Origin of the sequence: Desulfogranum japonicum DSM 18378 (assembly GCF_000429945.1) — a bacterium.
GTDB classification, from domain to species: domain Bacteria; phylum Desulfobacterota; class Desulfobulbia; order Desulfobulbales; family Desulfobulbaceae; genus Desulfogranum; species Desulfogranum japonicum.
The window spans coordinates 1-15,576 of the sequence record NZ_AUCV01000028.1 but is presented as its reverse complement, the minus strand read 5'-3'; the positions used below and the strand labels follow the sequence as shown (position 1 = coordinate 15,576).

Annotated in this window: 13 protein-coding genes, 1 tRNA gene and 1 pseudogene; 8 read left to right on the top strand and 7 right to left on the bottom strand. The window is 44.7% G+C overall.

What is annotated here, in order from left to right; genetic code table 11:
- Positions 1–100: 100 nt before the first annotated feature.
- Positions 101–175: transfer RNA gene (locus G493_RS0113185), tRNA-Gly, on the bottom strand.
- Positions 176–621: 446 nt separating this feature from the next.
- On the opposite strand from G493_RS0113185, the gene G493_RS0113180 reads away from it, so the two are divergent.
- The 4 genes from G493_RS0113180 to G493_RS0113165 all read left to right on the top strand — a co-directional run bounded on the left by G493_RS0113180 (position 622) and on the right by G493_RS0113165 (position 5,310).
- The gene (locus G493_RS0113180; RefSeq protein ID WP_153306512.1) at positions 622–1,434 is read left to right on the top strand and encodes a hypothetical protein; all 813 of its coding nucleotides are present in this window, start codon (positions 622–624) and stop codon (positions 1,432–1,434) included.
- A 62-nt stretch (positions 1,435–1,496) separates the two neighbouring features.
- Positions 1,497–2,411 (top strand): c-type cytochrome, encoded by a 915-nt coding sequence (locus G493_RS0113175; RefSeq protein ID WP_028580778.1) that lies wholly within the window; start codon positions 1,497–1,499, stop codon positions 2,409–2,411.
- Positions 2,412–2,413: 2 nt separating this feature from the next.
- Entirely contained in the window at positions 2,414–3,766 is a 1,353-nt protein-coding gene (locus G493_RS0113170) for a cytochrome ubiquinol oxidase subunit I (RefSeq protein WP_028580777.1), read from the top strand.
- A gap of 2 nt (positions 3,767–3,768) precedes the next feature.
- Positions 3,769–5,310, top strand: a complete 1,542-nt coding sequence (locus G493_RS0113165) for a cytochrome c (protein ID WP_028580776.1) — start codon at positions 3,769–3,771, stop codon at positions 5,308–5,310.
- 69 nt (positions 5,311–5,379) lie between these two features.
- On the opposite strand, the gene G493_RS33415 is transcribed toward G493_RS0113165, so the two are convergent.
- Positions 5,380–5,553, bottom strand: coding sequence for a hypothetical protein (locus tag G493_RS33415; protein ID WP_153306511.1), 174 nt, complete (start codon positions 5,551–5,553; stop codon positions 5,380–5,382).
- 292 nt (positions 5,554–5,845) lie between these two features.
- Here G493_RS33415 and G493_RS29155 point away from each other — a divergent pair, with 292 nt between their 5' ends.
- Positions 5,846–6,433, top strand: coding sequence for a YfbR-like 5'-deoxynucleotidase (locus G493_RS29155; RefSeq protein WP_051309283.1), 588 nt, complete (start codon positions 5,846–5,848; stop codon positions 6,431–6,433).
- 433 nt (positions 6,434–6,866) lie between these two features.
- Complete coding sequence (locus G493_RS0113145; RefSeq protein ID WP_028580775.1) at positions 6,867–7,298, top strand: MucR family transcriptional regulator; 432 nt, start codon at positions 6,867–6,869, stop codon at positions 7,296–7,298.
- A gap of 177 nt (positions 7,299–7,475) precedes the next feature.
- Here G493_RS0113145 and G493_RS29150 read toward each other — a convergent pair whose 3' ends face one another.
- Positions 7,476–8,660 (bottom strand): glycerate kinase, encoded by a 1,185-nt coding sequence (locus tag G493_RS29150; protein WP_035274458.1) that lies wholly within the window; start codon positions 8,658–8,660, stop codon positions 7,476–7,478.
- 858 nt (positions 8,661–9,518) lie between these two features.
- On the opposite strand from G493_RS29150, the gene G493_RS0113135 reads away from it, so the two are divergent.
- Positions 9,519–11,399, top strand: a complete 1,881-nt coding sequence (locus tag G493_RS0113135; RefSeq protein WP_028580774.1) for a hypothetical protein — start codon at positions 9,519–9,521, stop codon at positions 11,397–11,399.
- Positions 11,400–11,675: 276 nt separating this feature from the next.
- On the opposite strand, the gene G493_RS0113130 is transcribed toward G493_RS0113135, so the two are convergent.
- The 3 genes from G493_RS0113130 to G493_RS0113120 form a co-directional block, all read right to left on the bottom strand.
- Positions 11,676–12,494: a C-GCAxxG-C-C family protein gene (locus G493_RS0113130; protein WP_028580773.1), complete on the bottom strand. Its 819-nt coding sequence runs from the start codon at positions 12,492–12,494 to the stop codon at positions 11,676–11,678.
- Entirely contained in the window at positions 12,491–12,904 is a 414-nt protein-coding gene (locus G493_RS29145) for a cytochrome c3 family protein (protein WP_035274441.1), read from the bottom strand. The genes G493_RS0113130 and G493_RS29145 overlap by 4 nt, the downstream gene beginning before the upstream one ends.
- Positions 12,905–13,509: 605 nt before the next feature.
- Complete coding sequence (locus G493_RS0113120; protein ID WP_028580772.1) at positions 13,510–13,890, bottom strand: winged helix-turn-helix domain-containing protein; 381 nt, start codon at positions 13,888–13,890, stop codon at positions 13,510–13,512.
- A gap of 461 nt (positions 13,891–14,351) precedes the next feature.
- Between G493_RS0113120 and G493_RS0113115 the strand changes: the two genes are divergently transcribed.
- Positions 14,352–14,552 (top strand): hypothetical protein, encoded by a 201-nt coding sequence (locus G493_RS0113115; protein WP_028580771.1) that lies wholly within the window; start codon positions 14,352–14,354, stop codon positions 14,550–14,552.
- 532 nt (positions 14,553–15,084) lie between these two features.
- Here the strand turns inward: G493_RS0113115 and G493_RS34335 are convergent.
- Positions 15,085–15,576 (bottom strand): annotated as a pseudogene (locus G493_RS34335) (hypothetical protein); the annotation flags it as partial.

The following is a 15,576-nucleotide window of genomic DNA, read 5'->3' as shown; positions in this document are numbered from 1 at the left end:
TGAATATGGTTTGTTGATGCTTCTGTAATTCTGTAAGAATGTTTTGCAAAGATACAACGGCTTGCAATTTTGGGGGAAGATGCTCTGAGAAGAACATGTATGGAGCGGGAAACGAGATTCGAACTCGCGACTTCAACCTTGGCAAGGTTACACTCTACCACTGAGTTATTCCCGCTCATCGATATGTTCTCAAAAGGAGAGCTGCGAATGTACATATTCTTCTGATTTGTGTCAATTAATTAATCTGTTTTTAAATAAAAAATTTGATAGAAATCAAGGGGAACCACTGGGGCTACGCTGCTGCCATATGGTCGTACCTTTTTAAAGGAACGCGAAAGCAGTGTGTTATGATGCATCCTGCGTAAAGGGAATTGGACCGGGGAAATGAGAAAGTCTCGCCAGGGTTTTGGGTAGTCATGCCAAGGAACTCTGTAGTATAGTATCTGACAGATTTGATATGCATGTGTTAACAGTATTTGCAGGTTTCCTGATCTTTGGTTTGTATAGGGTGACCACGGCTGATCGTTTGTTGTATCTAGCAGTTTCAAAGCCTCTTCTTCGTTGTTATCTTGAGGTTTTTTAACGATATCTTTTTATATTCCAGCATTGTTTACGAGAAATATGGCTACATTAAAAGCAGAAGAAATGATACGTCCCAGAGAGCACCTGCGAGTGCTCTCTCAAAAATATCCAGATGCCTGGAAACGGTATGATATGATCAGGGAAGGTATGAAAAATGACCTGCCTGTCTGGTGTTACTGCACTGTTGCAGCAGCCCGCAGCATTGCCTGTGAAGATGACAGCCCGCAGCACCTGGGAGGAGAGGCAGATATTCCGCTCCTGGCTGCCCTTGCTTCCTGGCGGTTAACCCAGACCATTTATCGTTTCGATCCAACGCTGATAAAAGAGTTGGGGTCTACCTCCATTGAAACGGTTCCCACGGACGTTCTATTTAATATGCCGGAATGGTGCATATACATCGAATCACCCCGGTTGACCTGGATGGGCAATCGGCTGGCTGGTTTTTTCTGTCATTTGGACTGGGATGCCGAACGCGATAGCAAGGTACTGCGCCTGTTGTTTGATTATGCAGGTGCTAATCCAGGTATTCTTGTGCCCCATCAGGTTGTGCTAGGGCACCAAACCCTTGGAGAAGTTATTGCTGCTGTCCTTGACGAGACAAAACAACAAATGACCCGTCTGAGTCAGGCACGTCTGGATAAAAGCATACCTGAACAACTGGCAGAAGTCATGCGACTGGGGTTGGAGCCTGCCCTCTCTATGATTACCTATCTTTGTTCAGGTAAAGCAAAGATCGGGGCTGGTCAGCGAGGCTATCCGACAGCTTACAAAACCAAGAAAGGTTATAAGTTCTTCCCGCCGGATCATCCTGTCGTTATTACGGTTGGTTCCAGAACTGAAGGCAACCTGTAGCCAGCGGGGCGTCGCGTCCTGTCTGTTATCTGAATCCGCAAACCTTGTGGGGATCCCTGTCAATGAGCATTAAACAACTACTTTCAGCCTTGTGTATTACTCTTTGTTTGTGTCTTGGAGTTGGCTGGGTACTGGTTTTTTTTCAATCCACAGCAACTGTAAGATATACGCTTGCAGAGCAGCATGAAATCGTTCCAGGAGGAAACGAGCACGGGAAAGATATAGCATCGCAAGAATCTGGCAATAAAGGGGTGCAACCTGTGTTTAATCCTCCAGCCCTGGAAGATGCACCGGAAGGCATCCGTGAGGCGGTATTGCTCGGGTACAAAATTATGATGGATACACCAACATATGCTGGTGAGTATGTTGGCAATGAGCTCTCCTGCAGGAATTGCCATTTCGACGCTGGACGAAGGCGTGATACTATTTCTCTGGTCGGAGTAGCGGCTGTATACCCCCGTTATCGTTCACGCAGGGAGTATTCCGCTGACCTTACTCTACGGACCCAGGGGTGCTTTGAGCGAAGTATGAATGGTACCGCCCCTCCGGCGAACAGTCAGGTGATGCAGTCTCTTAAAGCCTATTATTTCTGGATTTCAAAAAATATTCCCATTTACTCTGATATTCCATGGCTTGGGCTTCGTGGCCCTGTTTTGAACGATTACACTCCAGATCCGGCTAAGGGCCGACAGGTATTTCAGGCTGTTTGCAGCAGATGTCATGGACAAGACGGTACCGGTACACCTATTGCTCCACCATTATGGGGTAACGGATCATTCAATGATGGTGCTGGTATGAATACAATCAAACATTTTTCAGATTTTTCATATAGATTTATGCCTAAAAACGGTCCCATGCTCAGCAAGGAACAGGCCATGGATGTTGCCGGATATGCACAGGCGCAGACCAGACCTCATTTTGTTGCGTCCCATCCAAACAGAGTTGAACAGGTAATTTCTGTCAAGGGAGAGGAGTAGTCATGGATTTTCCGCTCTTGCATATCCCCATCCTCGGTGATGGAATGACCATTGCCGTGGATGCTGTACTCCATGTGCTTATCAGCCATGGGGTTGCCATAGGTGTGGTGAGTTTGCTGGTTGTGTTCCAGGCTATTCATGGCTTTGGTGGAAGTACATTCTGGAAGACAGCCGCCCAAGGCCTCTTGATGCCAGTGGTAGTGGTGACTACATCTGTGGGAGCGGTGACCGGTGTGGGAATCTGGTTTATAACCGGTGTACTGGCGCCCAATGGCATAGGTTCCCTTATACATCTCTTTTTCTGGCCATGGTTCATAGAATGGTGTGTGTTTATAATTGAAGTAATCATATTGCTCTACTATTACAGGGTATGGGACCGGTGGGCTGAACAAAGACCTAAATCATTGACAGGGCTTGGGTTGCTGTACATCATGGCAGCAGTTATTTCAGCCATACTTATCTCCGGTATATTAGGTTTTATGCTGACACCTGATGGTTGGCCCCAGGGGCAGAGTTTCAGTCAGGCATATTTTAATCCAACCTTTGTGCCTCAATTCCTGCTCCGTATTGCCGCCGGAGTAGCCATGGGAGCAATTCTGGTTCTCGGCTGGCTGGCATGGAAATGCCCTGTTGCTCCGGAAGAGCGTGGCAAGCTGTTGCGTATGACAGGGGTGATACTGTTTTTGAGTGGCTCCTGTTCCGGCATATGTCTGTATTTCTACCTGCAAAAAATTCCTCAAACATTTCTCACACACTGGAAATTTGCCCTCGCAACTTCAGCGTTTTCTCAGCGTCCTGACATCCTCTACATCGTGCAGGCGACTTTTTTCGCGATCCTTGTACTTACAGCCATTGCTGCTCTTTTGAAATTGCGAAAGACAAGCATGGTTCTTTTTCTGCCTGCTTTTTTGACCTGTGTCCTTCTGGTTGCCGAATTTGAACGAGTAAGGGAATTTGTGCGGGGACCGTATCTTCTACCGGGTTACATGTACGCCAACCAGATATCCATGGTGCATAGTCTGGAGTCGTCTCAGAATGGTTTACTGAAAGATATGAAATGGAGCGCTGTCCATCAGACCGTAGCACCTCATGCATCAAGCGGGCAGGCACTTTTTGCAACTAACTGCGGAGTGTGTCACACCATGGGAGGGATTAATGATATCCGAACAAGATTGCGTGGGAGAACTCTGGAAGGTGTGAGTGCCATCATTTCCATAACCAGTTCCATGGTCCCCTTTATGGCTCCTTTTTCCGGCACAGAGCAGGAACGGCTACAGCTTGCTGAGTATCTTTATTATCAAACAAATGTAAATGCTCAACCGCAGCCACAGTTGTTAAGCAGGGGGGAGAATTAGCAATGGATTTATGGCAAAATCTCTTCACCTTGCTTCCACTTGATATGGATTGGATGCGCGTTCTGCTTTTTGTTACCTTTGCAATGCATCTTCTTTTTGTATTGCTCGTGTTGGGGACCACCATTATCGGTTTTGCCACTTTTATCAAAGAGCGGATTGCCGGTATTGGTACTGAAGAATTGATGACCCAACGGGTGATGAATGCGTATCTGGGCAGTAAAAGCCTTGCCGTTGTTTTGGGAATAGGACCGTTACTCATTATTCAGGTGTTATATTATACAGGTTTTTTCACTTCCACAGGATTATTTTCCTACACCTGGATAGCCCTGATTCCCCTCATGGCTTTTTCATTTCTTTGCAGCGAGCATTTCTCGCATAAGATGAAGCAAGGCGCGTTGGAGTTGTTTATGGCCGGCTTGTTGGGCCTGATTTCATTGCTTGCCATTCCTGCAGTCTTTACAGGTGTTATGGCGCTTCTTGAGCGTCCAGATCATTGGCAAAGCTTTGCCCAAGAGGGCATTATGCCGACAGGCTCTTTTATCTACCACTGGGTGCTGAGGTATCTGCACATCATTGGTGCCGCACTGGTCATAGGTGGCCTTTTTCACCTGGTACGAAATTGTCATTCAAGGAAAGAGCAGGCAGCTGCTTTCAGTCAATGGGTTCTGGCCGGTATTGCAATTCAAGTGGTGATAGGGGGGCTGTTGTTGGCAACTCTATTCGATTCCATTCAGCTCGTTTCCCTGGTGGCTGTGCTGACAGGTGTTTTTCTTAGTGTTCTGTTGTTAACAGGGATTCTGGCCCGGGAAATTCAAGGGCCTAAACTTGTAGGCATCTCCATACTGTTGTTCATCTGCATGTTGACCGCGCGGCAGGTGCAGCAGGATCAAACAATGATACCTTTACGACAACAAAGTCAGGTGGAACTGCAAGCACAGGCAGAAAAACTGCAACAATATCATGGGCAGGCCCTGGCCATGTATGATCAACACCTGGCCACGGTGTACAATAACGGAGATACCATCTTCACGAAGAGTTGCCTTCCATGCCATGGAGCTGAAGGGCGTGGGAATGGTAGTGCTGCAAACAGGTTGTTGATACCGGCTGAGGATCTCACGGCCATTCGGGGACAGGGACAGTATATTCGACAAGTTATCCTTAATGGTGTGGCTGGCTCTGCAATGCCGTATTTTTCCATATTTGATAAGGAGAAAATCGACAGCTTGCTGGATGCGTTGGGGCAACGCTTTCAGACATTTGAACCTGTTGTCATGGCTACTGTGCAACCAACGGAACATGCCCTGAAAACGTGGAATCAGGTTTGCTCGGTGTGTCATGGAGTTGAAGGAGAAATATCAACATTTGGGAAGACTCTCAGGCCAGCCCCTCCTGATTTGAGTAAGGTGCATTATTCTTCGGAGCGAGCGCTCGATGTTATTACCAACGGCTATCCAGGGACGGTCATGCAGCCATATCGGAATTTGTCACCTCAATTGCGTACAGAGTTAGTGCAGCTGGTAAATACTCTGTATCAACCTGAATAAGGGATGCGGAAAATACTGCCTATTCCAAAACAGCACAGGAATACGAATATGCGAAAAGGTTGCCGCTGATTAAGGCATTGATTGCTGCTGTTCAATGGGCGTTATCTGCTTATCTGGGGCAGCATGGGAATTCAGCCACCACTGTGTTCCAAATAATGCTGCGAGCAATGCTGTCAGCAGAATAATATGCCATGGTTTCAATGTATCGCTTAACAGACGACCTTTTGTATTTGCTTGAGACATTTTTTTGTTTATTTTTTATTTGTGTAACATCAATGGATGGATGTTGGCCATTTTTCCGTCGAAAAATAGTAATCGTTCCCCACGTTGTAACAAAATGTTGGCATAATCCCATAAGTATACATGAGGCCCTTATACCACTGTTACGGTTCTCGTTCAATCAATAGGCAGGCTGTGCAACTGCTGGATAACACCTGGACTTCTGTGCCGAACTTATTATCGTATTCTGAGCAATGCTGCTGTTGTCTAAGTGATACTTGTGTACGAACAAAATGAGATGCCGTAGAAAATTTCAATGACTTTACCAAAACTTACCCTTGCCGATCTGGCCAGGTCAGGACATGTTACCCGCTGGCACAGTGTTCGTTCATCACGAGACCAGACACTGGCAGAACACCACTATATGGTAACACGAATTTCCAACAAACTTGCTAAGGAAATTTTTGGTCCGGACTTGACGGATACACATCTTTTGCAGATTATGGAATATGCATCATTACATGATACGCCTGAGTTGCTTATGGGGGATCTCCCCAGTCCTTTGAAACGGCACATTGAAAGTATCTCAGGAACGCAGAACCCCATTGAGCAGATCGAGCAGGAAATAGCCCCATGGCTTGGGCACATGAAAAAAACGCTACGTAAAGAACACCTCTGCGTTGTAAAAATAGCTGATATTATTGATGCTTTGCTTTTTATTACCGAAGAGGGAATTGGCAGCCATGCGAAGAAAGTTGTTCAGCTTTTACGAAGAACACTTGATGAGAAAATAGAAGAGTGTAAAAGAGATTTTCCGGCCTATAATTGGATGTACACGATTGAGCTTTTAAATGAAGTGTTACAAAATGATGATAAATCAAAAATTGACTTTGAGTCCGTTTGATAGTATGAATTACTTAGCTCACTGTTGAGTTGTAAGCCAAAATGCTATGAGCATTCTTTGTTTATCAAGACCTGCCTATGTTTTAGGAAGGTCTTTTTTGTATATGACACTAGATATCCAAAAGAAATATGAAGTGAGTATGTCGCTGTATTGTTTATTTGCTGTTTAAAGCGTTATGATAAATTGGTTACAGTCCAGCTGAATATAAATTTTGGTAAACCTAAATTTCTCGTTTTTAGTAAATGGTATTTTTCTATACCATTGGATTGGGTGATGATCTTTTTCAAAAAACAGAGAAAAAGGCTGAATAGAAAGTCTGCAAAAATAAGGCATTGGCGGTTTGCTTCAAGGGTGAGCAAGACTCGCAGTAATACCGGAGCATCTCTTTCATTAACAGCTCATTGAATATAACAATAATAAGGAGTTATCACGTATGAGTAAAACACTTGTTGAAATGACCGCTGAAATCATTCAATCTCAAATCAGCAGCAAAGAAATGTCAACTGATGAGATTAAAGCTGCATTAAATGATACATTTCAGACCCTGAAAGGACTCCAGGACGCTGAAGTTACTGGAGCAGAGGGCGCAGAGGAAGAAGCCGGGCCAGTGATGGAGCCAAGAAAATCCATCCAAAAAAATAAAATTGTTTGTCTGGAATGTGGGCAGGAGTTCAAGATGCTTTCACCAAAGCATCTGAGATCCCATGACCTGACTTCCAAAGAATATCGTAAAAAATATGGTTTTTCTGCTCGTCAGCCGTTATGCGCGAAATCATTGTCTGAAAGACGTTCGCAATCAGGCAAGGAGAGAGGGATTCCTGAAAACCTTCGTAAGGCAATTAAGGCAAGAACCAAAAAGAAATAAGTGATTGACGGACTGATTACACCTGTCTGACATACTGCTTTCAGAGAGTGTCTGCCCATGAATAGCCTTTGGGACCCAATCTGGGTCAGGTGTAATCACGTACGTATTTCTTCTCATTGTTTTGAGAGGTATTATAGACAAAACATGAAAAGGGGGAGGTCCTGGCAATGGTTGTATCTACAACGGCCTTTTCCTGCTTTCTTGAGTCCGACCTCCAGAAGCCTGAATCTGCATGCCAAGCTGTACCACCGCCGCAATATTACGTGCTGCTCGCAGTAAATTGTGTTCCGCTTCTTCAATTGCAACTGCCAGTGTACAGTTTCTGGATACAGCTGCAAACATTGCTGAAAAGCCAGTCATTGATTCCATGACCAGGTCAGTTCCAAGGCTGCCACCGATGCCGATTACAGGTACATTATGTCGTGCAGCAGCTTTGGCCACCCCCGCAGGAGCCTTGCCGCCGGCGGTCTGGCTGTCCAGTTTGCCCTCTCCAGTGATAACCAGATCCGCACCTGCTATTGCTTTATCCAGATTTACGGCTTCAAGTACGATTTCCACTCCTGGACGCAACTCTGCATTGAGCAGACCAGACAGCGCTGCTCCCATGCCTCCTGCCGCTCCTGCACCGGGCTTGTCTATAATCCTGTTGCCTGTGTGTTGCTCCAGTAAACGTCCAAAAGTTTCAAGATTGCTGTCAAGTTCATCTACCATTTCAGGTGTCGCGCCTTTTTGCGGACCAAAGACTGCTGATGCACCGCGGGGACCGATAAGAGGATTATCCACATCACAGGCTACCTGAATGTTGCAGTTTGCGATTCTGGGGTCAATACCTGCATCATCTATTTTTTCAAGCATTCCCAGGCCGCGTCCACCTGGCATAATTTGGTTTCCGTTTCCGTCGAGCAGGCGAACGCCAAGAGCATGAAGCATTCCGGCCCCGCCGTCATTGGTGGCGCTGCCCCCTATGCCGATGATGAGTTTATGTACACCTTTGTCCAATGCGGCCAATATCAGTTCTCCGGTACCTTGACTGGTGGTCAGCAGAGGATTTCGGTGCTCGTTTTTTACGAGTGCAAGGCCGCTGGCAGCTGCCATCTCAATAAATGCGGTATTCCCGTCTCCTGAAAGTCCATAAAAGCCAGTAACAGGTTGCCCAAGGGGACCAGTTACATGTTTCCAATGCTTTGTTCCGGCGGTTGCAGCAATCATCGTGTCAACAGTGCCTTCCCCTCCGTCTGCAATGGGGAGAAGAATAAAATCAGCATCTGGAAGAATTTCTTTAAAACCTTTCTCCATATGCTGAGCTACCTCAAGCGCAGAGAGGCTTTCTTTGAAAGAATCAGGGGCAATGACGATTTTCATAACAGGCGTACCACTGTAGTGTCCATTCAATATTATTCTGCAAGACGTGTTTTGTGCGTTTTTTATGCCATTTGTGAACTTGTTATGAGCAAAAACAGGCTGGATTGGATTATGTATTTTTCCGCGGCTGGTAATTGAAGATGGTGTACATATACACATCTCTGATTTTGCAGAAGGAAATCACTATACGTGATTGTCAACGAAGTTCAACATGTATCCGTGAGAAATGAGTATTGAAAAAAAGAAATCTGCTAACAATTTCCTTTTTTACAGGTGTGAGAGCGTTTTTAGGCGAGAACCGGGAGGAATATATATAGCAGAAATGTTCAATGTATAAATATTTGATTTATTATCGAATGTATTGATGTTAAATGTTCTGCGCAACCTGCGCTCTAAAAAAATGGCTGAACACTCAGCGGCACACTGGTTTGTTTTTTTAGGGTAGCAGAAAAAAATAAATATCCAAAAATTGCGTAGGATATCGGTTTGATAACGTCGTTGCCGAGTTGAGTGACAAGCAAGATTGGATAATTTATTTTTTTTCCGTGACCCTTAAACCGTTCACCTGAGTTTGAATCTGTGATAACATTTTAAGCATAACACAAGATTTGGGCAAAAAACGAACAATATGCGTCAGAGTAGCGTTGTCTGAGCACCAGGTCTGCTTCTGTCAAAGATTATGTCTAAGTACTCATTTATTTCAACTCGTGTCAGTTCGGCAACAAGAACTGTTGTCGGAGTTCAGGTAAGCGCTATCTTTTCGTTGACATGTACTGCATGTCTTGGGAGCAAGGAGTTGCTTATTATGACAGTTCTGGCAGGCTGTTTCCGCACAGGCACCACTTAACAAGGATAAATATGCGTCGATTATTGTATGGTTTGGTACTATGTACAGCCATTTTGGCTGGATGTTCTTCTGAAGAAAAAAAAGTTGAGGAGAAAAAGTCTGCAGCTGTAAAAGAGCAGGCTGAAGAGATCAAGCTGACAACATTTACTGAAGAAGCATGGCTTAGAGAAGCACTGCCCGAAAAATCTGTACTATATCTAAGATTGCCGAATCCCTGGTTTTATTTCACAGGATTAGACAACGGTTTTAAATATGCTCAACAGAATGAGGGGCATGTACAGCAACTTGAGGTTATCAGGCAGGGAATTAATGAACGGATAGGCTCCCAGGTGGGTCCGGCTATGGAACCTGTAGTTTCCACCTTGTTGAAACACACGGTTGCCCCACTGGAGTTGGCTGCGTTGACGAATGAAGCTAATCCAGCGGCACCGATTGTAATGTTGGCAACCAAGCTTGATTTTGAAACAATCGAAAGTTTTCAAGATAATCTCAACGGATTGCTGACACTCAACAGAATGATTGAAAACACTGATCCCACAGATGCAAATGGTCATGGTAGTTTTCTGCTGCCAGATGTCATGACCACCGTTGTCTATCGGTTTAATCCTGGTACCAAAGAATTTTTGATGGTGGCAGGCAGTGGAATTGATCAACAAAGCCTCAATGCCGCCATGGATGGAGTTAAGCCGGTTTCTTCTCATCCTATGTACGCTCTTGAAAATACAATAGATACAAGCAAGCAAGGATTATTTGGCTACGTGGATGCAAAGACAGTGCTGCCCATGATGGAAGGCTTGATTCCACCCAATGCTCAATTGGGCCTGAGCATGTCGGGATTAGCTCAAATGAATGCCCTTGCCTTTGGCTATGGAACCAGTAGGGGAAAAAGTCGCCTGAAAGTCATTGTAGACATGCCAAATGTGGGTTTTCGAGCATATCTTCCTCTGGCGAACAATTCTCTTAATTTCAATGCCCGTGGTAATATTGATTCTTTGGGTGTGGTATCTTTGCCAACGGCTGCGCAATTCAATATCATTGAAAGCACAATAGTATCAGCCACTGGTCCAGACCCGGACTATGAAGCCTTTAAGCAACTGTTTAAGGAAAAGACAGGGTTGGAATTGGGACAAATTTTGGATATTATCGGTCCAGAAGTTGCTTATTTTTCTGATGAAATCAGTGATTTTATTGCGGTTCGCCTTCGTAATCCAGAGCAATTCAGTGAGCTGATAAAAAAGGCAGTGGATATGGGATGGCTACAATATGATGAGTATACAAAAAACAATACCACCATCAAACATGTTGCCCTCTCTTTTCACAATTCCCTGGGCGCCGTCGGGCCACTGCAGAAATCTGTTGAAAACGACATGTTTCTTTCGGTATTTCTGAATTTATTCGGCAGTATAGGTAGCCATTATTATTATATTGAAGAAGATGGGTATATTATTGCGGCCAATATTCCTCAGCCCCTTGTAGAAAGATCTCTGCGAAACGATACGGTGAGTGTGAATAATTGGCTGGCTTCATCGCAGAAGCATGATATGAATAGTGCAATTCTTGGTTTTACAGCGAGTAAAGACGATATTTCGCGAGACTATTACTATCATTACCTGGCGTTGCTGCGTGCTCTTGCTGACATCAGCGGAGCTGAAGTAGATTTTTTCGCTTTTCCCCATGCAGGTCAACTGAAATTTGCTGATCAGGGTAGCGTTGGCGTGAGCCTGGAATCAGGTGTTGATCACCTTGCTCTGGAGGTTAACTTTGAGGAAAGCCTGGCTGATATGTTCTATGTAGGTGGAACATATGAAAGTGTTGCTGTTGTCGGAATTATGGCAGCTATTGCAATACCTCAATTCGAAAAGTACAGAGAAAGGGCTGCACAACAGCATTGACCGTCCGGGAATGTTGAGAGTATAAACAAGCCTGATTAATCACTGAAGACAGTGTGGCTGTTATGCGTTTGCAAAAGAGTCACACTGTCGGGTGAATGCACTGAGAACCTTCTACCTGCAGAAAAACGTGCTTGTACAAGTTTGAAGCAATCTGAGACCTATAAAGTTCAGTGGTAAAGGAAATCAACGAAATACACATTTTATGTTCTGTTCTTTCATGGCAGATTCCAGGCAATGGGAATAGCCTCGGCTGCTCCAAAAAAGGAAAATCTATGATTACGCCTTTGGTTTCCTCATTTCAGGAGCCTCAGGAACACCACCTCCATGACATTCTGCACAATTTGGCTGGGCATTGATGCCATGGTCGGAGAGAGGGGAAAAATTACCTTCTTCCATAAACTCAAATTCATCCTCTTTCCAGGAGTTCAGCAATTCCACGAGTCGGTAGCTGACACTTGCAGCTGTTCTGGCACATCGATCTTTTCGCTCTGGGCTATTGATAGGCTTTTCTGAAATAGCCATCCATTTACCAACAGAGACGTGGCAGAGTGGGGACTCAGCAATAGTTTTTGGGATTTCTCCTTTTATTCTAGGCTGTTTGGGCTTAAAAACAGGCATGGACGCGTTACAATACCATTCAAGAATTTCCGTACTGATTCTATGGCCCATTGCTTCTTCATCAAGGAGACGGGGGCCGAGGATCAGATTGGCAACAATGCATGCCCCAGCGTTGGAGCCGCAAAGAGTACCCCAGCTGGCACACCCCCCTTCAAGAAACATAAAGGCGTCAATGGGAAAGGATGTGTAAGGTTCTCCTACTTTTTCTCTCAGTTGCGTGAAGACAGAACTGATTACAGCCCCACCGCAATATATTCTGTACCATTCCCTGTAAGCCAACTCTGCAGTAGTTGTTGGATCAAGCTTTACATATGGCCAGGGCCATTGTTCCATGTTACCTGTTGTAGCTGCATGTGCATGGGGTAAAACATTCCCCAGATTAGCCATGGTGGCGCATGATGCCAAAACACCAGCACCCTTGAGCCATTGACGTCGAGACAATCCTTCTGATTGAGTTGAAAGCTTTTGTTGGTTCATATGTCGCTCTTTATTGTTGTTGTATGACAGACTCCGCACTTTGTAAGTTCTTTATCCTGTTGTCGATGACACTCCATGCATAAGACATGTGCTGCCCGTTTCAGAGTGCTCACTCTTTCAGGCATACCTGCCTTGGAATTATGGCAGGATTCGCATTTTTGAATAGCTTGACCAGGGATGTATTCCACCTTTTTTCCATTCTCTGCTTGAGTATGGTGGCATGCATCGCATTCCAACCATTGATGGGTATGGTGGGGAAGATATGCTGGTTTTGGAACCTTGATAATGTCAATGGTGGGGGTAAGTATTATCTCTTCAGGTCCTTGCCCGTCGGCAGCAACGCAATAGACAGGCTGGAAGGCCAACAAACCAAATACCAGCCAGACCCGGCACAAATTTTTTCTGTTCATAACACCTCCTCTCAAATTCACTTTTTGTAGATTTTTCCCAATGAGTACATTCCTCATGTCTCATAACATCTCGTTACTTCGAATTATTCTATGATACGGCTGTGTAGCCTTCTAACAGGTATGGCAACCCCATCCTGATAGTGCTTTGTCAATGAGAGGTCACTTCACGACGCCCACACTGTTTATTGCAGAAAATTGCGACCCTCATGGGGATGAGGGGGGCTTCTTTGTAAATATCTAATGAAATAGCTTAGTAAGTGGCATAGTAGTAAATTGAGCATCGTTATTCCTAATAAAACATAACGGTTCCTGCAAGAAAAATCTGTCATAGGTGAATGACCGGAAATGGAAGTGTTATCGAATTTACCTGAAAAGCGGTGTCTGCTTCAGGAAAAACCAAAAAAGTCACCGCGCAGGGTGGCAGTCTTTAGAGCATTTGCTTTGTCATAGAATAGGTGCAGGGAAACGATGGCTTCGCGAGTTAGTGCCTACCCATATATGAGGACTTTCGTTCAGGCGTAAGGTATGCGGTGGATTCTGTCGGTTCTTTATATGACAGATTGTACAAACTATTTGTGGGCAGGTCCTGGCTATTGAAAAATGTGTCAGAGTTGTTGATGTTCAACCAGGTCTTGAAATTTGTCGACCAGATTCCAGAAGTCACGTATTGCTTTCTGGCCATCAGGCGTAAGCCAGGCTCCGCCACCCTTTTTGCCACCAGTTTGTTTTTCCACTAACGGCTCTGGAGAAAGCGTATTCATTTGCTCCACCAGATGCCAGGCGTGTCTGAAACTCATTTTCATAGACTTTGCTGCAGCTGACACTGAGCCGTGTTCGGCAATACGTTCCAGTAAGGTAACACGGCCCCAGGAAAGAAAAGTCTGGCCATCTCGCTCTATCCATACTCGGCCTTTAATTTGCTGGCCGTGTTGCAGCTTGCCGACTAGCATCGCATTATTGTCAGTATTTTTTCGAGTTTTAGGCATAGAATGTTTCTTTTTGTGGTGTCAATTTTGACCTGTTATATTTTGTGTGAAACTCGCTGGATAATTTTAATATATCAAGGGAAGAATTCAATCAGTTGCTTGAGTATCATATGAAACTTATCCAGGATTTCCCATGTATTTCAGGGCCTGCCTATGGAGAGTGCAGAGAATGGGCGGAATTATTGTTTGCCTGCAACTTTAGGGTAGCAAGAAAGATAACCAGGAGACGAAATTTTTATCATGCAGATTTAAGGGGAGCGGAAAAGAATACATATCTAAAAATTGCGTAGGATATCGTTTGGTAACGTCGTTGCGTCAATGGTTCCATACTGGCCGTATTGAGCCATTGACGCGACGACGTTACCGAGTTGAAAGACAAGCAAGATTGGATAATTTCTTTTTTCCGTGACCCTAAAATATATGTAGGGAAAATATCAAATATTACGAAAGGATTCTGAAAGATGATGATGAGAATTATACGCAGCATTATTGCTGTTGTCTTTTTTGTTTTGGTCGGCATTTTACTCGCTTCAAATTATGAGGTGCGAGTCTTGGATGTATCGGAGAGCAATACGGCTATGGTAAAAGTTGGCGGGCTACTGGACCAGGTAGCCTTTGATTTTAAATTTCTCAACAAGCATGTGGTCATACTCAAAAAATAGGGCAATAAAAAAGGAGTTAGGCTAAGTTGTTCTAACTCCTTGAAAAAAACTTGGTAGCTGAGGCTGGCAACCAACTGTATTTATCACTTGTAACTGCCCATGATCAAGCATCCTTTTAACGAAAAAGTCACAACGAAATGCCCTCCTCTTTTCTCTATGCGCTTCACAGAAGATGAACTGCCTGCACTGGAGCTTAGGGGCTGCGGGCCTGATTGTTTTTCTTCTGGAGATAAATCCTGGTATCCGTAAACATGATCGTAACTGATCACGGGGTTAACAACACTGATATTTCAATTAGTTCTGAGTTGTAACTGGTCACAGGTGGTTAAGATTTAGGCAAGCGCGGTTTTTAGCAGGTAAGCGAAGACTCCGGCAGGCTATCTGTGCGGGAAACCGCGATCGTGCGAAGAGGTAACGACCGGCGGGCGATTCCGTGGAGTACTTGTGATCAGTTATACATGATCATTAAGCCAGTTTTCCGTACATCACCTTTTAAACATCTATATATAGCGAACGCTAAAATAATCTCTGATTATTTCGGATTTAGGGGAGCCCTTCGAAATCCACCAAGAGAGGAAGAAATCAAAAGGTTCTGTAGCCAACAATCGTGATATCGCCTACCATTCAACTGTTCAGCTGGACTTTTTAATCCAGCATGTTGTTTTACCGTTTTCGGGTTTTGTTGAGCAAAATTCTTGATGAGCACCCAACCTCGAATATTTTGTTCCGCTGCTTCCAGGGTACCGTGAAAATATCTCGTATTGTACAGGTGACGATCCATTCCCTGCATTAACCTGTCAAGCATGTTGCTTGTTCTGTGGCTTCCCTTATACTTGTATGCCATTGAGTAATTGGAGATATTGCTTTTGAGCTTCTTCAACGGGGCCAGGATCACATCAGGATACGATTCCCGCTGAGCCGCTTCCACAAGCCTTCTTATTTTCTGGGAAAATGAACGCCTTGTGGGTGCTTCAAAACACTCCCAGAGTTTTGTCGCTGCTGTGACGAATAGCTCCTTGTGTTT